The sequence below is a fragment of the Mesorhizobium delmotii genome, assembly GCF_900149755.1.
GTDB lineage: Bacteria > Pseudomonadota > Alphaproteobacteria > Rhizobiales > Rhizobiaceae > Mesorhizobium > Mesorhizobium delmotii.
Window position 1 is genome coordinate 1 of sequence record NZ_FUIG01000023.1, and the last position, 17,795, is coordinate 17,795.

19 protein-coding genes and 1 pseudogene are annotated in these 17,795 nt (G+C 63.0%); 6 read left to right on the top strand and 14 right to left on the bottom strand.

All coding sequences use genetic code 11. From position 1 onward, the window contains the following. The 5 genes and pseudogenes from BQ8482_RS13350 to BQ8482_RS13365 all read right to left on the bottom strand — a co-directional run. A partial coding sequence (locus BQ8482_RS13350; RefSeq protein WP_208867675.1) for an MOSC N-terminal beta barrel domain-containing protein occupies positions 1-481 on the bottom strand: 481 nt, incomplete at its 3' end. Between the two features lie 7 nt (positions 482-488). Then, positions 489-2,120, bottom strand: a complete 1,632-nt coding sequence (locus tag BQ8482_RS13355) for an ABC transporter ATP-binding protein (RefSeq protein WP_123148157.1) — start codon at positions 2,118-2,120, stop codon at positions 489-491. A 35-nt stretch (positions 2,121-2,155) separates the two neighbouring features. Further along, positions 2,156-2,983, bottom strand: coding sequence for an ABC transporter permease (locus BQ8482_RS40320; protein ID WP_342210951.1), 828 nt, complete (start codon positions 2,981-2,983; stop codon positions 2,156-2,158). After that, positions 2,980-3,922, bottom strand: a pseudogene (locus BQ8482_RS40325) (ABC transporter permease). The gene BQ8482_RS40320 and the pseudogene BQ8482_RS40325 overlap by 4 nt, the downstream one beginning before the upstream one ends. Further along, entirely contained in the window at positions 3,904-5,100 is a 1,197-nt protein-coding gene (locus tag BQ8482_RS13365) for a C45 family autoproteolytic acyltransferase/hydrolase (RefSeq protein WP_123148070.1), read from the bottom strand. Before BQ8482_RS13365 ends, BQ8482_RS40325 begins: the two are co-directional and overlap by 19 nt. 134 nt (positions 5,101-5,234) lie before the next feature. Here BQ8482_RS13365 and BQ8482_RS13370 point away from each other — a divergent pair, with 134 nt between their 5' ends. Further along, positions 5,235-6,167, top strand: coding sequence for a GntR family transcriptional regulator (locus BQ8482_RS13370; protein WP_123148071.1), 933 nt, complete (start codon positions 5,235-5,237; stop codon positions 6,165-6,167). A gap of 151 nt (positions 6,168-6,318) precedes the next feature. Here the strand turns inward: BQ8482_RS13370 and BQ8482_RS13375 are convergent, their stop codons facing one another. Further along, the gene (locus BQ8482_RS13375; RefSeq protein ID WP_123148072.1) at positions 6,319-6,504 is read right to left on the bottom strand and encodes a hypothetical protein; all 186 of its coding nucleotides are present in this window, start codon (positions 6,502-6,504) and stop codon (positions 6,319-6,321) included. A 297-nt stretch (positions 6,505-6,801) separates the two neighbouring features. Here BQ8482_RS13375 and BQ8482_RS13380 point away from each other — a divergent pair, with 297 nt between their 5' ends. Beyond that, entirely contained in the window at positions 6,802-7,236 is a 435-nt protein-coding gene (locus BQ8482_RS13380) for a hypothetical protein (protein WP_082982175.1), read from the top strand. 197 nt (positions 7,237-7,433) lie between these two features. Here BQ8482_RS13380 and BQ8482_RS13385 read toward each other — a convergent pair whose 3' ends face one another. Both BQ8482_RS13385 and BQ8482_RS13390 read right to left on the bottom strand, forming a co-directional pair. Beyond that, positions 7,434-9,140, bottom strand: coding sequence for an HAD-IIB family hydrolase (locus BQ8482_RS13385; protein WP_123148073.1), 1,707 nt, complete (start codon positions 9,138-9,140; stop codon positions 7,434-7,436). Between the two features lie 245 nt (positions 9,141-9,385). Further along, entirely contained in the window at positions 9,386-9,670 is a 285-nt protein-coding gene (locus BQ8482_RS13390) for an acylphosphatase (protein WP_123148158.1), read from the bottom strand. Between the two features lie 202 nt (positions 9,671-9,872). Here BQ8482_RS13390 and BQ8482_RS13395 point away from each other — a divergent pair, with 202 nt between their 5' ends. Together BQ8482_RS13395 and BQ8482_RS13400 are read left to right on the top strand one after the other, a co-directional pair. Beyond that, the gene (locus BQ8482_RS13395) at positions 9,873-10,685 is read left to right on the top strand and encodes a nucleotidyltransferase family protein (protein ID WP_123148159.1); all 813 of its coding nucleotides are present in this window, start codon (positions 9,873-9,875) and stop codon (positions 10,683-10,685) included. Next, positions 10,678-11,430: a metallophosphoesterase family protein gene (locus tag BQ8482_RS13400; RefSeq protein ID WP_123148074.1), complete on the top strand. Its 753-nt coding sequence runs from the start codon at positions 10,678-10,680 to the stop codon at positions 11,428-11,430. The genes BQ8482_RS13395 and BQ8482_RS13400 overlap by 8 nt, the downstream gene beginning before the upstream one ends. Before the next feature lie 119 nt (positions 11,431-11,549). On the opposite strand, the gene BQ8482_RS13405 is transcribed toward BQ8482_RS13400, so the two are convergent. Beyond that, complete coding sequence (locus BQ8482_RS13405; protein WP_123148075.1) at positions 11,550-12,740, bottom strand: NADH-quinone oxidoreductase subunit D; 1,191 nt, start codon at positions 12,738-12,740, stop codon at positions 11,550-11,552. A 72-nt stretch (positions 12,741-12,812) separates the two neighbouring features. Further along, on the bottom strand, positions 12,813-13,214 hold the full coding sequence (locus tag BQ8482_RS13410) for a hypothetical protein (protein ID WP_244602785.1): 402 nt from the start codon (positions 13,212-13,214) through the stop codon (positions 12,813-12,815). Positions 13,215-13,469: 255 nt separating this feature from the next. Between BQ8482_RS13410 and BQ8482_RS13415 the strand changes: the two genes are divergently transcribed. Beyond that, positions 13,470-13,907, top strand: coding sequence for a CBS domain-containing protein (locus tag BQ8482_RS13415; RefSeq protein WP_023797834.1), 438 nt, complete (start codon positions 13,470-13,472; stop codon positions 13,905-13,907). Positions 13,908-14,090: 183 nt separating this feature from the next. Here BQ8482_RS13415 and BQ8482_RS13420 read toward each other — a convergent pair whose 3' ends face one another. From BQ8482_RS13420 to BQ8482_RS40070, 4 genes are all read right to left on the bottom strand, one after another. Further along, entirely contained in the window at positions 14,091-14,450 is a 360-nt protein-coding gene (locus tag BQ8482_RS13420; protein WP_123148077.1) for a YybH family protein, read from the bottom strand. A gap of 114 nt (positions 14,451-14,564) precedes the next feature. After that, positions 14,565-14,789 (bottom strand): hypothetical protein, encoded by a 225-nt coding sequence (locus BQ8482_RS13425; protein ID WP_123148078.1) that lies wholly within the window; start codon positions 14,787-14,789, stop codon positions 14,565-14,567. Positions 14,790-14,877: 88 nt separating this feature from the next. Continuing rightward, complete coding sequence (locus tag BQ8482_RS13430) at positions 14,878-15,999, bottom strand: NAD(P)/FAD-dependent oxidoreductase (RefSeq protein ID WP_123148079.1); 1,122 nt, start codon at positions 15,997-15,999, stop codon at positions 14,878-14,880. A gap of 2 nt (positions 16,000-16,001) precedes the next feature. After that, positions 16,002-16,127, bottom strand: coding sequence for a hypothetical protein (locus tag BQ8482_RS40070; protein WP_258123042.1), 126 nt, complete (start codon positions 16,125-16,127; stop codon positions 16,002-16,004). A gap of 144 nt (positions 16,128-16,271) precedes the next feature. Between BQ8482_RS40070 and BQ8482_RS13435 the strand changes: the two genes are divergently transcribed. Further along, positions 16,272-17,648, top strand: a complete 1,377-nt coding sequence (locus tag BQ8482_RS13435) for an aspartate aminotransferase family protein (RefSeq protein ID WP_123148080.1) — start codon at positions 16,272-16,274, stop codon at positions 17,646-17,648. The last annotated feature ends 147 nt before the right edge of the window (positions 17,649-17,795 follow it).

A 17,795-nucleotide genomic window follows, 5' to 3' on the forward strand; every position in this document is an offset into this window, starting at 1 on the left:
GCCGGAACCGCCTGGAATCCACTTGCGACGGATCCGCAAGCAGGCCGGCAAGCCTGTTCATCGAGGCTGACGTGACGATGTGGATGTCGGCGCGCTGATAGCGTGGCGCGACATGATCCTGGGCGTCCGAACCGAAGCGGATATGTGGGTGCAGCGCCGCCGGGAAATCGAGGAAGGCCGAAACCAACTCGCCTGCGAGGCTGGAGCCGGCGTCGATCCAGGGGCCATCGCCCAATCCAACTTCCGGCCTTTCGCCCCGCAGCCTTGCAAGAAGGTTCGGCAGCGGCCGCCAATGTTTTCGCTTCTCCGGCGCGGCAACAATTCCATCGCGCCGGTCGACGATGCCCCAGATCCGGTCGCCAGGGATTCCGCCCTCCACAAGCTCCGTCCCGTCCAGCCGTTCGCCGCCCATCGAACTGACGGGATATCGCCAGATTTCCTTGATATGGCCGAACGGTGTCATGATGCTGGGTCGAGCCATATCGCCGTCATTGCGCCACTGCCTTGCGTGCGCCCGCGCCGTCGATGAAACGGCGATCGATCAGCATCGCCGCATCGAGCAGGGCGCGCGTATAGGCGTGGCGCGGCCGGTCGAAGACGTCGTCGCGGTCGCCGATCTCGACGATCCTTCCGTCCTGCATGACGGCGACCCGGTCGGCAACCTGCTCTACCGCACCCAGATCATGCGAAACGAACAGGCAGGCGAAACCGTAGCGTTCCTGCAACGACCGGATCAGGAGCAGGATTTGTTTCTGCACCGTCATGTCGAGCGCCGAGACCGGCTCGTCGGCGACGATGAAGGCCGGTCGCCTGACGATCGCCCGCGCGATCGCAACGCGCTGGCGTTGCCCGCCCGACAGCTGATGCGGGAAACGCTCGAGAAGGTCGCGCGTCAGCCCCACTTCCTCAATGGCCTCATCCATGCGCGCGGTCCGCCGCTTGCGGTCCAATTCGGTGTCGAGCTTTAAGGGCTCGGTGACGATCTCGGCAATGGACTGGCGAGGGTCGAGCGAGGAATAGGGGTCCTGGAAGACGATCTGCATGTCGCGACGCTGCAAACGCGCGTCAGCCGATCGTCCATTCGCAATCGCCTTGCCAAGAAACGAGATCGATCCGCTGGACGGCCTGACGAGCCCGACAATAGCGCGCCCGAGCGTCGTCTTGCCGGAGCCCGACGCGCCGACCAGCGCCAGGGTTTCGCTGCGCCGGATGGTCAGGTCGACGCCGTCGACGGCGCGCTTCGGCGCCGCGCGCGCAAACAGCCTGGGACGGCCCGGATAGTCGACGACGACATTGCTGATCTCTACCAGGGGCGGGCCGTCGACGGTTTTTCTCGATCCGCCGGCACTGCGCTTGGGAAGCGCATCCACCAACCGCCTGGTGTAATCGTGCTGCGGTGCGTGAAGGACCTGGGCGCTGCTTCCCTGTTCGACGGCCTTGCCTTCGCACATCACCGTCACGTTGTTCACATAGTGCGACACCATGCCGAGGTCGTGGCTGATCAGCAGGACCGCGGTTCCATTCTCCCGCGTCAGCTCCACCATCAGGTCGAGCACGTCGCGCTGCACCAGCGTGTCGAGCGCCGTGGTCGGCTCGTCGGCGATCAGCAGGCGCGGTTTGAGCAGCATGACCGATGCGAGCATGATGCGCTGGCGCATGCCGCCCGAGAATTCGTGCGGATAGGCCGCGAGGCATTTGCCGGGATCCTTGATCTGGATCCTCTCCAGCATCGCCAGCGAGCGATCCTTTATCTCGGCGCGCGACATGTCGCGATGCAGGCGAAGCCCTTCGGCCATCTGCTCGCCGATGGTAACGGCTGGATTGAGCGAGACCATCGGCTCCTGGAAAACCATGCCGATCTGCGCACCGCGTATCTGGCGCAGCGCCTTTGCGGCAAGGCCGGTGAGTTCCCGTCCTTCGAAGCGGATGCTGCTGTCCGGGGTCGTGACCAGCGGGGCTGGGAGCAGGTTCAGGATCGAGCGGGCCGCCATCGTTTTGCCCGAACCGGATTCGCCGACCAGCGCCAGCATGTCGCCAGAGGCGAGATCGAAATTCAGCTTGTCGACGATCCGCTTTCCCGATGGTCCGACCGAGATCGACAGGTTGCGTACTGAAAGCATCGTGTTGTTGTCCCCGCTCGGCACGTTTCCAGCACCTACATTTTCGGGTCGAGCCAGTCGCGCACCGCGTCGCCCAGCATGTTGATGCCGAGCAGCGTGATCGAGATGCAGAGACCTGGCAGGATGATCAGATGCGGCGCCTGGCCGATATAGGGCCGTGCGGTCGACAGCATGTTGCCCCAACTCGGCGCCGGAGGCGGGACGCCCAGCCCCAGAAAGCTCAGCGCGCTCTCCGACAGGATGATCCATCCGAACATTGTGGTGGCGAGCACGATGATCGGAGCGACGCAATTGGGCAGCACATGCCGCGCCATGGTGATGATCTCGCTGTTGCCCATCACGCGGGAGGCCTCGACATATTCCCGCTCGCGAATGGACATCACGGAGGCCCGCACCACGCGCACAACGATCGGCATGTAGGCAAGGCCGAGCGCAACGATGATGCCCTCGCGGCTGGCGCCGATCACCGCCATCAGGCCGAGCGCCAGAAGCAGGCCGGGAAAGGCGAGAAAGGCGTCGTTGACCATCATGATGACGCGATCGACCCAGCCGCGCAGGAAACCGGCGAGAACGCCGAACACGATGCCGAGGATCAATGCGAAGACGACCGTCGCAAAAGCGATCCAGGCGCTGGTCCGCGCGCCGCTGGCGAGGCGGCTGAGCACATCGCGGCCGAACTCGTCGGCGCCGAGCAGGTGCACAGGCGAGGGCCCGCTGAGGCGCGACGGCAGATCGAGTTTGAGCGGATCGTAGGGCGCGATCCACGGGCCGAACACGGCCAGAACGATCAATGTCCCGGTGACGGCGATCCCGAAGATCGCGTTGAATTTCAGGCCGGGCCGGCCGAGCACACGGGCGATCATGCGGCGACCCTCGGATCGAGCAGCGGATAGACGAGGTCGACGACAAGGTTGACCACGACATAGATGAAGGCAACGAACAGCATCGTACCCCTGAATCACGGGATAGTCGCGGGCATAGATCGCATCGACCAGCAGCCGGCCGAGGCCGGGAATGGTGAAGACGGTCTCGATGACGACGATGCTAGAAAGTAGGCTGCCGAGCACCAAGCCGATCAGGGTCAAGGTGGGCGCGAAGGCATTCTTGAAAGCGTGGCGCCACATCACCGCGCTTTCCGAAAGCCCCTTCGCCCGCGCATGGGTGATGTATTCCAGGCGCGCCACCTCGATCGTGCTGGCCCTGGCCATGCGTGCAATCGGGCCGGATTCGACGAGCACCAGGGTAACCACGGGAAGGATCACATAGAGAGCGGCTTGGGCGAAGTCGCGGCTGAAGGGCACATAGCCGACAACCGGCAGCCAGCCGAGATAGAGGCCGAAGATCAGCATCAGCATCAGCCCCAGCCAGAAACTGGGGATCGAGAGCAGGATGGTCGAGGTGGCGACGACAGTGACGTCGCGGAGACTGTCCTGCTTCCAGGCAGCCAGCATGCCGGCAGGCACGGCGATCGCCGAGGCGACAAGCACGGCGAGAAAGACGATGGTCGAGGAGACGGCGAAACGGTCGAGGATCAGCGGCAGCACCTCTTGCCCGCTGCCGATCGAGCGTCCGAAATCGCCTGAAAGGACGTTGCCGGCCCAGATCAGATATTGCACCACCACAGGCTGGTCGAGCCCCATCTGATGCCGCATCGCATCGACCTGTCCGGGCTGCGCGAGGTCTCCCAGCATCAGCGTCGCGGGATCGCCGGGGACGAAGCGCATCATCACAAACACCGCAACCGACACCAGGATGAGGGTCGGTATGGCGCTGGCGATCCGGGTCAGGACAAAGCGGACCATCGTTTCTCCTGTGATATCGAAGGTCTCTCCCGCGCCGGCACTGCCTTCTCCGCGCGCTCGAGGATCTCGTCTTCGATGGTGAGTTCGTAGCGGGTGAATTCGCGGTTCTTGGCCGGCAACGGCGCGATCTCCATGGCGCCGGCGGCTGGTTCGAAGACGATCATCGCCACCGTCGCCGAGAGATTGCCGCCTTCCTTCCTGATCTGCGGACGGCACACGCTGAACGGCGAAGCGAAGTCGTCGAACAGGGCTTCCTTCAGGTCGTCGATGGTGATGTCCCCATGCCGCGCCGACAGGTGACGGCGCACGCGGTGGTCGCGATAGAGACTGTCCGGCACGTCGCGAAGTCCGGTTTCGCGCAGCTTCGACAATGCCACGGGGCTCTGCCAGTGATTGGCGTGGACGATCATGTCGTTGTCCGGATAGATGGCGAAGGCCTCGTCCGGCGCGCATTCGAAATCGACCGTGAACCCCTCGGCGGTGCTCAGGATCATGTTGTTGGAGCCGGATTTCGGCGTCGTCGCCACCACCTTGATGGCATGGGCGAAATGCTGCGCCTCAAGAGCCCGGCGCCGGACGAAGGGAAGCGGAATTCCGATCTCGCGATAGTCGCGGTCCGATTCGAGATAGTTCGCGGTGATGCCGATGCCGGCCGCGTTGAAGCCGCTGCGCGCCAGTCCGCCGGCTTCGGTGAAGGTGAGGAGGTCCGGCCCGTCCGTTCGCCGGATGCGCAGCACCACCGAGGTCTCGGCGCACTCGGCCTTCCAATCCCAGTTCTGGCCGTGGATGAGCCTGCCGTTCCGGGTTGCCTCCGGCAGGATCGCCGCGCCCGTGCATCCGTCGGGCTCGTCGTCGGACATGCCTTTCTCGCGCCGGGCAAGCTGCAGGATTTCGGTACGCGCATTGACCAGGACGATCGAGGACAGTTCGAGGTTAGCGCCTGACGCAATCCCTTCCATCTCCTCGACGAGATCGGGCGCCCATTGCCGCAAGCGAGGCAGGAAGATGCCGGAGAACCGCGCGACATCGTCCCGCCTGTAGCCGAAACGGTCGAGCTGGCCGGCATAGAGCGCTACCGAAGCGCCGATACGCCCGCGCGCCTGTTCGCCATAGGCCATGCCGCGCGCTCTTGGCGCTCCATCGATCTCGACAAGCGGAAAAGGTGCGACTGTTGTCATCAAAGGGAAGCCTCAACTCGTGTGAGTCCGGATACTAATGCATTTTGATTGAATGAAAAGCAGTAAGATTCGCTAGATTGCCAGTTCGAACTGCGTGGCGCATATCTATAATACGAACGCTTGAGGAAGCGCCTATGAACGAAACGATGATCGACCGGCCGGCACGCAGCGAGGCGGCCAGTCCGCTGCAGATCGATCTGGCGCGGCGGATCCTGGAGCGGATCAAGGATTCGGGCTGGACGGTTGGAACCCGCGTCTCGGTGCCGGACCTTGCCCGCACGTTCGGCGTTTCGCGTTCCCCCGTCAGCGCGGCGCTGGAACTGCTGGTCGCCCAGGGCATCTTAAGCCCCTTCGAGACAAGGGGGCTGCAATTGGCTCGCGATGTCGCCGACCTCGACCCTGAGGATATCCTGCCCAGTTCTCCGCTCGAGGAGCTTTACCGCAGGATGATGCGGGAGCGCGCGCTCGGTCAGTTGCCCCAGGAGGTGTCCGAGGCGGAATTGATGCCGCGCTATCAGGTGTCGCGCGGCATCGTGCGCAAGCTTTTGCTCCGCTTTGCCGCCGAAGGACTGGTGCAGCGCCTGCCGGGGCATGGCTGGCGATTTGCCGACACACTTGTCGGCGAGGACGCCTACCGGGAAAGCTATGAATTCCGGATGGCCGTCGAATGCGCGGCGCTGCGGTCGCCCATGTTCAATGCCGATCCCCAGCAGCTGGCGCCGGTCCGGCGCGCTCACGAGCGCATCCGGGCGATCGTGTCGACGGGCAAGACGCTGATCGGCGGCGACGAATGGTTCCGGATCAACGCATCCTTTCACGAAGGGCTTGCGGCCTGTTCCGGCAACCGGTTCCTGGCGGATGCGGTGCGCCAGCAGAACAATCTGCGCCGGTTGCAGGAATCGGCAGGTTTCGAGGAACTGCCGTCGGAACGCATCGAGCAGTCATGCCGGGAACATCTGGCCATCCTCGATGCTGTCGAAGCGGGCGAGATCGAATGGGCCGAGGCGCTGCTGCGCCAGCATCTACGGCAGGCCTCCGAGTTCGCTTCGCCGCAGCGCTCGATCTGATGCCTGCGACGGTGAGCATCATTCCATCATCATTCCGCGCCGCCTGAGCGCCACGCGCTCGATGGCCGCGCAATGCACCGACCGGCCTCCATGAGGAACTGGGCGATCTGGAGCGAGCGTCTCCCCGATCGCTTCACACCAATCCGCTCCGTCAAATGTCGGGATTGGATGTTTTAGGACCGATTTTCAGCGGCGCATCATTTTCATCCGGATTGGGGACGGGAGCTTCGTCGGGAAGTCTGTCCGGGTCCGGCTCACGCACCGGCTTCGGTTCAGGAAGCGGCGGTGGCGTGGGCGCCGGAGTGGGCGTTGGTTCGGGAGTGGGAAGAATGGCCATGGTGTGATTTCCTTCCGCTCGCTGCACTCTGCCTTGGCGGGTCACCGACGTCGGCCGGGATTTTGACGCCACCCGTTTCGACCGGTTTCGCTCTACGGGCTGATGCACGCAGAACGACCACGCGTGCCTATGGTTCCGATGGCAACCTCCTCCCGCAGGCATCAGGCACTCGTGGCAGGACGGCGCCGTCAGAAAAGTGATCGAATGGTACGCGCATGAGGGCCTTGTCGGCGTCGTGGAGCGCCATAATTTCCATTTCAGGGTGGGACGAACTCACCTGTTGAATAGGAGGCGGCCGTGAAGCACCAAACACTTGACCAACTGCATACCGTTGCCGACGTTCATGCTGAAGCAACAGACCTCGTAGCGACCCGAAGCCAGCGTCTCGAACGTTGGGCGAAACTGCTGGAGAAAAATCCCGATCGGCGTCTCGAAGCGTTGACGGGCACCGAATACAAGTCCCCTGAGATACGCGAAAAGATGCGTTACAACGACTCGCCTCTCACGGTTGCCTTCGAGGACCCGATCTTTCGCGCACAAGGCTTGAGAGACGACACCTACGGTGAAGCCAGGCGCTTCTTCGAACTGACCGACTGGCAGTTGCACGAAATCGTCTGCCATTGCCATGTCGGCGCCACGATACGAGCGCGATGGGCTGCCTCCCGCGTCCGTGCGGCAATGTCCGAGAGATTCGGCTTCTTCGCCTGGCTGCGAGGAACATTCATGCATTGACGCAGCATTGACGCTACGGGCATTGACGCCGCCGGCATTCAAGCTAGGGGCCGGCACGTTCGGGTGATGGAGGCGGCGAAGCGATTTCCACGCCTCGCATCAGTGGTCGTTGATGTGCGGATATGCCGTTCGGCGGCGATCCGCCATCGGCGAAGCTCGATGCAATCGGCCTCGATACCACAGGGCATGGGCAGATTTCAGTCGGCGGGCGCGGTGTAGCGGCGATGGACCGCTTCCGCGATGGCGGCGCGGCTTCTATGCGGATCGAGACTATCGTCATCCTCGATGACAGCCGCTTCCTCCGCAAGTCCCTGGTCCTTGACCTGGTCGCGGAACCAGGCCGAATAGTCGCCCGCGCGCAAGTGATGCTCCCAGGTGCGGTCGTCGATCCCCTCGGCGATATGGAGGAACATCATGAGATTTTGCGCTTTCAGGTTGAGCTTGCCGTCCGCGCCGCGGAAATAGAAACTGTTGTCGCCAAGATCGCCCTCGGCATACTTGCGAATATGGCGCTTGCGTTCCTGCCGGGGACGCTCGATTGAGATCGGTCTTGCGGGATCGGCTGTCGACCGGTTCCAATACAAGACCTTGTTTTCCGGTGGCGGCACGACGCCCGGCGGTACGCCCTCGCCAATTGCGCCACAGAAGCTTTCAACGACCTTGTCGGCTTCCGGGCCAAGAGCCAGCACGGTGTCGACACCTGCCAGCACATCCCGCGAAACCAGATCGGGATGTACTGTGACCAGAATGGTCGCCGAAAGGCTTTTTGGAAGCGCAAAGGCTGTGCCATCGCGCGCGTGCGGCAACAGGTGGTGTGCCTCGTCGATGATCAGCCAGTGCGGGCGTCCGGTGCGGGCGCGAAGCGCGGCAAGCTCCGGCAGCAGCTTGGCGAAGGCGTTTGGCCGCTCCGCAGTCTTGATCCCGAGCATGTTGACGGCGACATTGTTGGACGGCTTGGACAAGAGGTCGAAGATTTCGCGCGAGCTCGGCGGGCTTTTGGCGTCGCCAACCACCAGCACGTCCTCCAGGTCCTCGTAGTCGCCCTCCGGGTCGAGCACGCAAAATTGGAAGCCTTGCTCGACGAAGCGCTCGGTCAGGGCGGTGGCGAGGGTGGATTTTCCGATCCCCGACGTGCCGGCCAGCAGCACGCCGCCGGCGCGCGGTGAAAGGTGCATCACCGCGCCCGATCCGTCGTCCGCGCCAATCTCAATGCGTTGCCGCGCCGTGTCCAGCAAGGCGGCGTCATGCGAGATGAGGCCCTCGATCAACTCCCTCACGCCCGCGCCGCGGGCACCATTCGTCACGTGGCCCGCCGTCTCCCTTACCTTCGGCAGTGCATTGGCGACTGCAACTCCGAAGCCGACGGCGCGCAGAAAGGCATGGTCGTTCTCCGCATCGCCGATGCCGACGACATTGTGGGCGGACAATTCCAGATCCTCAAGGGCAGCCGCAAGACCGGTCGCCTTGTTGACCCCGCTCGGCAGCACCATGACGGCACCCTTGTTGAAGATGATCTCCAGCTCCAGGCCAAGGTCCTTGATCACTTCCAGCACGATGGTCTCGTTGGGCTCCCTGGTGGCGACGACGGAACGTCCAATCGACAGGGGGGCGATCTTGCGCATCATCAGCCTGTCGACGAATTCCGCCGGAGGCGCAGGCGCCAGGATGCGCTCCTCCTTCGAAGCCGGCGTGTAGACGAGCGCGCCGTTTTCGGCGACGACTTTGTCGAAAATGCCAAGCTCCGGGAAAACGCTTTCGAGGTCGGCAAGCTCGCGACCGGTGACCATTATCAACTTGCGGCCGGTTTCCTTCAGCCGCTCGAGCGCGGCACGGGTCGCATCGGAAACGACCCCGTTTTCCGCGAGTGTGCCGTCGTAGTCAGTGGCTAGAGCAAGAGCATACATCGAATTGTCGTCGGCAGTTCGAAAGCCAGCCCGAGATGCTTTCTCGCTGAAACTGAGCGGAAAGCTATCTGCTCGGGTGACTTCCATTGGCCGAATCCCATCATCGTTTGTCATGGCCGCCGGTAATCGGTGGCCGATTGGTCCCAACGGCGCTGGCTGTCGATTGTTCCCGGTGGCGGAAGGCAAGAGTCGCAGAGGCCTGGCTTTTGGTTGAGCGTCGGTTTTCCCAAAGCCGGCACCCACTTCTAGCCGATGATCCTGAAGCCGTTCGGCTCCTGGCCGGGATCGACATCTTGGGATGTCACGCCGGAGACCAACGCCCCGGTCGGCCCTTTCCAAAACCGGTTCATCATCGTCGAAACCGCGTCTTCGGCCCCGACGATCAGTGCCGTTACGGATCCGTCATCCTCGTTGCGAACCCATCCGGACAGACCGAGCCTCTCGGCCTCGGTCCGTGTCCACACGCGAAAAGAGACGCCTTGCACCCTTCCATTGAGCCTGACGCGTACCGCCTTGCGCTCGTCCTCCATGGTCACCTCCGTGCTGGTGGTTTTCTCACTCTTCAACTCACCAGCGGCGGAAAAGGCTCCGTCTTCGCATTTTTAACGAATTGGGCTGCCCGGCAGTCCGATGGAGACGTCCGTCCGCATGATGTCGGCGACGGAACCATGCGGCGGCGGCTTTGTTAAGGACGGACAGCTGCAGGTTGCTGGGCTTCGGAGCCACGATTTCATGACCAACGATTCTCCAACGGGAGGCGCCATCCCGGCATCTGTTCCGACGATCGATCCAAAAGCGGCGCCGACGCTTCAGCACGCCGAGGCCGAGGTCTTTTATACAGAGGCGATCCGCGAACTCGCCGCGACGGACATCCCCTTTCTTGTCGCCGGCACCTACGCGGTGAGCGCCTATACGGGCGTCACGCGCCAGACCAAAGACCTCGACATCTTCTGCAAGGCCGGCGACTACGCCCGCATCCTCGCCCATTTCAAGCAAGCCGGCTATGCGGTCGAGATCGTGGACGACCGATGGCTTGGAAAGGTCTTCAAAAGCACGCATTTTTTTGACGTCATATTCGCATCGGCAAACGGCACCATGCCGGTCGGCGACCAGTGGCTGGAGCATGCACGGCAGATCGAGCTGCTGGGCAGTCAGGTGCGGATCGTAGGTCCGACCGAGCTTATCTGGTCCAAATGCTTCATCCAGGACAGACGCCGCCACGACGGCGCCGACATCGCTCATACCATCCTCAAGGCGCAGGATCAGATCGATTGGCACCGGCTGCTTTCCTACCTCGAAGTTCACTGGGAGGTGCTGTTGATGCAGCTTCTGAATTTTCGATGGATCTATCCGAGCGAGCGCGATCACATTCCCGCCTGGCTGCTGGACGAATTGCTTGACCGGCTCGCCAAGCAGAGGGAGTTGCCTACTCCCCGAATGAAGATCTGCCGCGGGCGCCTGCTTTCGCCGACCGACTACGAGATCGACGTCAAGGAATGGGGCTTTGCCGGCGTCGGCGGAACAGGAGAATTTCGTGATGGCTGAGAAGCGCACAACTGCCACGGCAACGGTTGGGAACGGCGGCACCGTCAAGATTGCGGCTGTCGGCGACCTGCATGTGAAGGAAGACGCCCAGGCCTCTTGTCGTGATCTTTTCGGCGAGGTCTCGCGCGAAGCGGACGTCCTCGTGCTCGCTGGCGACCTTACCAATCTCGGCAAGCCGCGTGAGGCCGAAATCCTTGCGGAGGATTTGCGCGCCTGCGCAATCCCGGTCGTCGCCGTGCTCGGCAACCATGACTATGAATCCGGTGCGGTCGAGGACGTCGCCCACATTCTTCGGCAGGCGGGCGTCCATCTTCTTGACGGCCAGACGACGGAAATCAAGGAGGTCGGCTTTGTCGGCGTGAAGGGTTTTATTGGCGGTTTTGGATCGCGCATGCTCGGCTCCTTCGGCGAGCCGGCGATCAAGGCGATGGTCGCCGAAAGCGTCAGCGAGTCGATGCGGCTCGAAAACGCAATGCGGCAGGTTCGCACCAAACGTACGGTTGTCGTCCTGCACTACGCTCCGGTGGTCGAGACGGTCGCCGGCGAGCCATTGGAGATTTTTCCGTTCCTGGGCTCGTCGCGGCTGGCGGAGACGATCGATCGGTTCAAGGTCAGCGCCGTGGTGCATGGCCACGCGCATCGCGGCGTCTATGAAGGTCGCACGCCCGGCGGCGCCCCGGTCTACAACGTCGCCATGCACGTGGCGAAGCCGACCGGCCGTCCCTACGCTTTGCTCGAAATCTGAAACACCCTGCGCGTGGTTAGAGCGGGACACGTTTAAGTTGAACTAGACATCCCGCTCTATCTGTTTGCTTTAGCCGCATTTCTGCGACGCCAAGAGATTCCACTTGGCTGCAAAATGCGCTAGCGATCGATCTCGCCGAACACGATATCGAGCGACCCGATGATCGCGGCAACATCGGCGATCATGTGCCCGCGCGACAGAAAATCCATCGCCTGCAGATGGGCAAAGGACGGAGCGCGGATCTTGCATCGATAGGGAGTATTGCTGCCGTTCGAAACCAGATAGACGCCGAATTCGCCCTTCGGCGCCTCCACGGCGGCATAGACCTCTCCGGCGGGCACGCGAATACCCTCCGTGTAGAGTTTGAAATGGTGGATAGTCGCTTCCATCGAGCGTTTCATCGTCGCCCGCGGCGGTGGCGTGATTTTGTGGTTTGGAATTGCCACCGGCCCTTGGCCCTCGGGCGATCGCAATTTTTCCAGGCATTGCTTCATGATCCGCACCGACTGGCGCATTTCCTCCATGCGGACGAGGTAGCGGTCATAGCAGTCGCCGTTCTTGCCGATGGGAATGTCGAAATCCATCTCCGGGTAGCATTCATATGGCTGTGCCTTCCGCAAGTCCCACGGTGCGCCCGACCCGCGCACCATGGGGCCGGAGAAGCCCCAGGCCCAGGCGTCGTCGAGGCCGATCACGCCGACATCGACGTTGCGCTGCTTGAAGATGCGGTTGCCGGTGAGCAATTCATCGAGGTTGTCGCAGACCTTGAGGAACGGACCGCAGAAATTCCAGATGTCGTCCAGGAGCTTCGGAGGCAGGTCCTGGTGCACGCCGCCGACCCTGAAATAGTTCGCATGCATGCGGGCGCCGGAGGCGCGCTCGTAGAACACCATCAGCTTCTCGCGCTCGGCAAAACCCCAGAGCGGTGGCGTCAGCGCGCCGATATCCATGGCCTGTGTCGTGACGTTGAGGAGATGCGACAAGAGCCGGCCGATTTCGCAAAAGAGAACACGGACGAGCTGTCCGCGCTTCGGGACCGATATTTCGAGCAGCTTCTCGGCGGCGAGGCAGAACGCATGCTCCTGGTTCATCGGCGCGACGTAGTCGAGCCGGTCGAAATAGGGCAGGGCCTGCAGATAGTTCTTGTACTCGATGAGTTTTTCCGTGCCGCGGTGGAGCAGGCCGATATGAGGATCGGCGCGGTCGACGATCTCGCCGTCCAGTTCCAGCACCAGCCGCAGGACGCCGTGAGCAGAGGGATGCTGCGGCCCGAAGTTGAGGGTGAAGTTGCGAACTGCGGCTTCGGCCATGACGCTGCTCCGCTGTACCGGGTTTTCAGGGCCGAAGCCGGGTGGTCTGGTCCGCCACGCCCGGATCGCCGATCAGGTGGTTGTCTGGATGATCAGCGTCAGCATGCCGTCGCCATCGATGTTGGCGGCAACAACCTGCGAGGAATCCAGTCCGCTCGCCGCCAGCGCCGTTGCTGCCTGCGGCGACGCATCGATCGAGCTCTGCAGGGTAAGCAGATCTTCAACGCTGGTCTGGGTGATCACGGCCTCGGCTTGTGTCTTGAGTTCCGGCGGCAAATCCTCGAGGGCGACAATCGCAATGCCAGTAAAATTCTGGTCGGTGAAACCTTGATCCGGCAGGGCTTGGTCAGGCAGGGCCTGGTCAGGCGTTTGGTTAGGCAAGCTTGGATCGGGCAGGGCTTCCGGAGCCGGGGGTGCGATTTGGGGAAGCTGCGGGTCGGTGGATTGCGCGTGGATCGGCTGCGCCAGGGCCAATCCCGAAAGGGCGGCAATTGTCGTCAACATGCGCATGATCGTTCCTTCCGTTTTCCGTTTTGCTCGGGGAGGATCACTCGGTGATCACACAACCATCGTGCCGGATTATGGTTCCCGTCTGTCACGGATATGGCCATGGTGGAGCGTATCCCGTCGGGCGTGGTCGAAACATGGAACGATTCCGACAGGCGTTCATTCTCCTTGATCACACCTTCATCACAGATCGGCGGGGCGCTGCAGCTCGAGGAGAAAGCCATGAGAATCAGCGAGTGCATGACACGGAAAGTTCAGGTCGCCAGTCCGGACCAGTCCTTGCGGGATGCCGCACGAGCCATGGCCGATCTTGACGCCGGTGTTCTGCCCGTGGGTGAGAATGAGCGGCTGGTCGGCATGATCACGGACCGCGACATTGCCGTCCGTGGGATCGCGGAGGGCAGAGGTCCCGACACCAAGATCAGGGATGTGATGAGCGCGGAGGTACAGTGCTGCTTTGATGACCAGGAAGTCGGCGATGTCCTTCAGAATATGCGCGATCTCAAACTGCGGCGAATGCCGGTGATCAGCCGCGACCGGCGGTTGGTTGGCATTGTCTCGCTCGGCGACCTCGCCACGAATGGCGAGCCCGCCTGGGCCGGCGAAGCGCTGGGCGGCATTTCGCAGCCGGGCGGTGACCATTCGCAGACGGCGCACTGATGCATCATAACCAGATTTGAGGTTCCTGCTCGATCGACGGCATCGGCGTTCAGGAACTTCGAATCCACAACCGTACTGGAGTCACTCCTTTGCGCTACAGGGCCGCACGCCCGGACGCGCGAGCACTTGGTTCTGCGCATGATTCCCAGCGAAAATCGATTTCCGGGGTCATCCGGGCCGACGCTACGCAACGGAGAATCGATCGATGACCCACAGCCATGTCCCGTCGCCTTGGCGGCGGGCGACCTCGGCGGTTACTGTGCCATCGGGAAGACGGGTTGACGTGAGCGCCAAGTCTCCGCTGATAACTGCCGGTGCCTGAGTTCCGGCAGCAAATTTTCGGCCCGTTGCGGTGATGTCGGCGAAGAGTGCCCGGATCGCTTCGCGGCCACGCGTCAGTCGGCCTTCACCGCTGTCGACGACGGCATGCGGCTCAAAAAGCGCGGCCATGCCGTCGATGTCTCCCGCCCACTGCCGGGAGATCAGCAGGCGCTCCAGATCCTGGGGATCACGCGCCGGTTCACGGCTTGGTTCATCGGTCATGGCGAGACTCCTCCGACGCTCGGTACCAAAGCGTTCGATCCTGCGCCAAGTTTCGTTGGAAGACGAGCCGCCGAAGCTCCGCCATGCCGATCGCCAGGTGGAGCAGCCTGACGATCATCCTCCCCAGCCGACATCGCGGGCCGCAACGCGCCATTCGGCGGCGCCGGCGCGGCGCCGATGGCTGCTGCTGCCGTTGAGGAAGTCGGCGATCCTTGCCGCCGACTTCGCCGAGGCGAAGGTGAGCAGCCGATCGTGATGGACCACGGGCTCGCCAGTCTCATTGTCCCAGATCTCGAACCGGCAGCTTGGGTTAGGCATGGCTTCGAAACGGTTCTTCATATCGATGGTCCCGGTGATCGTCGGACCCAGGTTCCGCGACCCCGGCTTACGGATGGCTTACGGGCGCGCTCGCGCGGGTCGCCCTCGGCTAGCTCGCCTTCGGCGCGAGGCGCTGCGCGACATGGTCGGCGATCGCCAGGCTTGAGGTCAGGCCGGGGCTCTCGATGCCGAACAGATTGGCCAGGCCCTCCACGCCATGCACCGCCGCATCCTGGATGACAAAGTCGGCATTGGCTTCGCCGGGACCGGAGAGCTTCGGCCGGATGCCGCTATAGGCCGGCTGCAGACTGCCATCGGCCAGGTCCGGCCAGTATTTGCGGATCTCGTCGTAGAAGCGCTCGCCACGCGTTGGATCGACGCGATAGTCGAGTTGATCCGTCCATTCGACGTCAGGCCCGAAGCGGGCGACGCCGTCGAGGTCGAGCGTCAGATGGACGCCGAGCCCGCCGGGTTCGGGCACGGGATAGACCAGCCGCGAGAATGGCGCCCGGCCGGCGACCGAAAAATAATTGCCCTTGGCATAGCGAAGATCTGGCACGAATTGCGGGTCGAGCCCGTCAAGCGCGCCGGCAAGTGCTGTGGCGCCAAGCCCGGCGGCGTTGATGAAGCGCGTGGTGGCGATTTCAAAGCGCTCGCCGCTTGTGCTGTCGACCGTGTCGAGCGCGATGCGCCCGCCCTCGATGCGGCCGCAGACGATGCGGGTGTTGAGGCTGAGCGCCGCCCCGTGCTCCTCGGCGTCGCCCAGCAGCGCAAGCATCAGGGCATGGCTGTCGATGATGCCGGTGGCCGGAGACAAAAGGGCGGCCGTGCACCGCAGCTTGGGCTCCAGCCTGCGCGCCTCTGCTGCAGTCAAGGGCGCCAAATCGCCCGCGCCGCAAGCAGAGGCGTTGGCCAGGATGGAAGCGAGCACCGGCTCCTGTTCGGCATCCGTGGCGACGATGAGCTTGCCGCAGCGCGCATGCGGCACCGCCCGCTCTTGGCAATAACGGTAGAGCTTTTCCCGGCCTGGCACGCAGAGCCGGGCCTTCAGCGATTCGGCCGGATAGTAGATGCCGGCATGGATGACCTCAGAATTGCGCGAACTGGTCCCGGTGCCGATGGCGTTCTCGGCCTCGAGGATCAGGGTATCCATGCCACGCCGCGCCATCTCTCGCGCGATCGCAAGGCCAATGACGCCGGCGCCGGCGACGATGCAGTCGACATGGTCCACGATCAGGCCACCTCAGCCTTGTTGTTGTGCCTGCTGGTGACCCGTTCGGGGATCAAGTCTTGGCGACGCGCACCGCCGGCTTGGCGCAGGTTCTCGCGTTCCGCAGCCTCGAAGCTGAAATTCTGCATGTCTTCCGTCCATCCGCCAGCCCTTCCGAAATGGCTTGACACCCTTACAAGAAACGGATGCACCAAACAGCATTAATCCAGAGGCCGATGCGCGCGCCGAACGGCGGCAGGGCGCACGTCCCGGCATGCAGGACAGGAGCTATCATGGACGCTCGACCGAATTCTCCCGAAGCCCGCGACATCAGCTACCACTTGCACGGCTACACCGATGCCCGCAAGCATGAGGAAGCAGGGCCACTCGTCATCGAGAAGGGCGACGGCATCTATGTCGAGGATCTCGCCGGCAACCGCTATATCGAGGCGATGGCCGGGCTTTGGAGCGTCGCGGTCGGCTTTTCGGAAAAGCGGCTGGTCGATGCGGCGGTGCGCCAGATGTCCAAGCTGCCTTACTATCACGACTTCGGCTCCAAATCGCATTCGCCGCTGATCGATCTCGCCGAGAAGCTGGTGCAGATGGCGCCAGTGCCGATGAGCAAGGCGTATTTCACCAATTCCGGCTCCGAGGCCAACGATACGGCCATGAAGATGATCTGGTACCGGTCGAATGCGATCGGCCAGCCCGCACGCAAGAAGATCATCAGCCGCAATCGTGGCTATCACGGCGTCACCATTGCCGCTGCAAGCCTGACCGGCCTGCCCAACAACCACACTTCCTTCGACCTGCCGATTGCCAATGTGCTGCATACGGCGACGCCGCACCATTGGCGCGATGGGTTGCCAAATGAAAGCGAAGAGCAGTTTTCGAGCCGGCTTGCCGACGATTTGGAAAAGCTGATCCTGGCCGAAGGACCGGAAACCATCGCTGCCTTCTTCGGCGAGCCGATCATGGGCGCCGGCGGCGTCATCGTGCCGCCGGCCGGCTACTGGGAGAAGATCCAGGCGGTGCTGTCGAAATACGACATCCTGCTGGTCGCCGACGAGGTGATCTGCGGCTTTGGTCGAACCGGCGAGATGTTCGGTTCGCAGACCTTCGGCATCAGGCCTGACATCATGGTGCTGTCGAAGCAGATTTCTTCGTCCTATCTGCCGATCTCGGCCCTGCTGATCAACGAAAAAATGTTCGAGCCGATTGCCGACGAAAGCAATCGCATCGGCACCTTCGGCCACGGCTTCACCGGCGGCGGCCACCCCGTCGCGGCGGCGGTCGCGTTCGAGAACCTGAAGCTGATCGAGGAGCGCGACCTTGTCGGCAATGCGTGCAGGGTCGGCGCGCATATGCAGAAGCGGCTGCGCAGCCTCGCGTCGCACCCGCTTGTCGGCGAGGTGCGCGGCGTCGGCCTGATCGCGGCGGTCGAACTGGTCGGCGACAAGGCGAACAAGACGCCGTGGGAGACGGCCGGCGCGCTGGGCGGGCTCGTCAACGGTTTCATGCAGCAGAACGGCGTGATATCCCGCAACATGGGCGACGCGCTGGCTTTCTGCCCGCCGCTGATCATCACCGAGCCACAGGTCGATGAGATGATCGACGCGTTCGAAAGATCGCTTGAAGCCGCCGCCGGCCAGGTCGGATCACCGAGCTGAACAGGGCAGCGAAACAAAGAGGCTGAATGGGCGCTGGTGATTGGCGAAAGCCGAAGCGACATTCAATCTCCCCCCCTTGCGAGAAAGATGTCCGGCAGGGCAGAGGGGATCGCGGCTTCATTCCAGCTTGGGTTCCTCGCCCCCACC

Bases quoted from the DNA above. Each gene is read 5' to 3' on its own strand.
- BQ8482_RS13390 (WP_123148158.1), bottom strand. From the start codon at position 9,670: ATGGAGGACGAGCGCAAGGCGGTACGCGTCAGGCTCAATGGAAGGGTG.
- BQ8482_RS40070 (WP_258123042.1), bottom strand. From the start codon at position 16,127: ATGCAGAATTTCAGCTTCGAGGCTGCGGAACGCGAGAACCTGCGCCAA.
- BQ8482_RS13435 (WP_123148080.1), top strand. From the start codon at position 16,272: ATGGACGCTCGACCGAATTCTCCCGAAGCCCGCGACATCAGCTACCAC.
- BQ8482_RS40320 (WP_342210951.1), bottom strand. From the start codon at position 2,983: ATGATCGCCCGTGTGCTCGGCCGGCCCGGCCTGAAATTCAACGCGATC.
- BQ8482_RS13395 (WP_123148159.1), top strand. From the start codon at position 9,873: ATGACCAACGATTCTCCAACGGGAGGCGCCATCCCGGCATCTGTTCCG.
- BQ8482_RS13385 (WP_123148073.1), bottom strand. From the start codon at position 9,140: ATGTATGCTCTTGCTCTAGCCACTGACTACGACGGCACACTCGCGGAA.
- BQ8482_RS13370 (WP_123148071.1), top strand. From the start codon at position 5,235: ATGAACGAAACGATGATCGACCGGCCGGCACGCAGCGAGGCGGCCAGT.
- BQ8482_RS13415 (WP_023797834.1), top strand. From the start codon at position 13,470: ATGAGAATCAGCGAGTGCATGACACGGAAAGTTCAGGTCGCCAGTCCG.
- BQ8482_RS13400 (WP_123148074.1), top strand. From the start codon at position 10,678: ATGGCTGAGAAGCGCACAACTGCCACGGCAACGGTTGGGAACGGCGGC.
- BQ8482_RS13405 (WP_123148075.1), bottom strand. From the start codon at position 12,740: ATGGCCGAAGCCGCAGTTCGCAACTTCACCCTCAACTTCGGGCCGCAG.
- BQ8482_RS13355 (WP_123148157.1), bottom strand. From the start codon at position 2,120: ATGCTTTCAGTACGCAACCTGTCGATCTCGGTCGGACCATCGGGAAAG.
- BQ8482_RS13425 (WP_123148078.1), bottom strand. From the start codon at position 14,789: ATGAAGAACCGTTTCGAAGCCATGCCTAACCCAAGCTGCCGGTTCGAG.
- BQ8482_RS13375 (WP_123148072.1), bottom strand. From the start codon at position 6,504: ATGGCCATTCTTCCCACTCCCGAACCAACGCCCACTCCGGCGCCCACG.
- BQ8482_RS13420 (WP_123148077.1), bottom strand. From the start codon at position 14,450: ATGACCGATGAACCAAGCCGTGAACCGGCGCGTGATCCCCAGGATCTG.
- BQ8482_RS13365 (WP_123148070.1), bottom strand. From the start codon at position 5,100: ATGACAACAGTCGCACCTTTTCCGCTTGTCGAGATCGATGGAGCGCCA.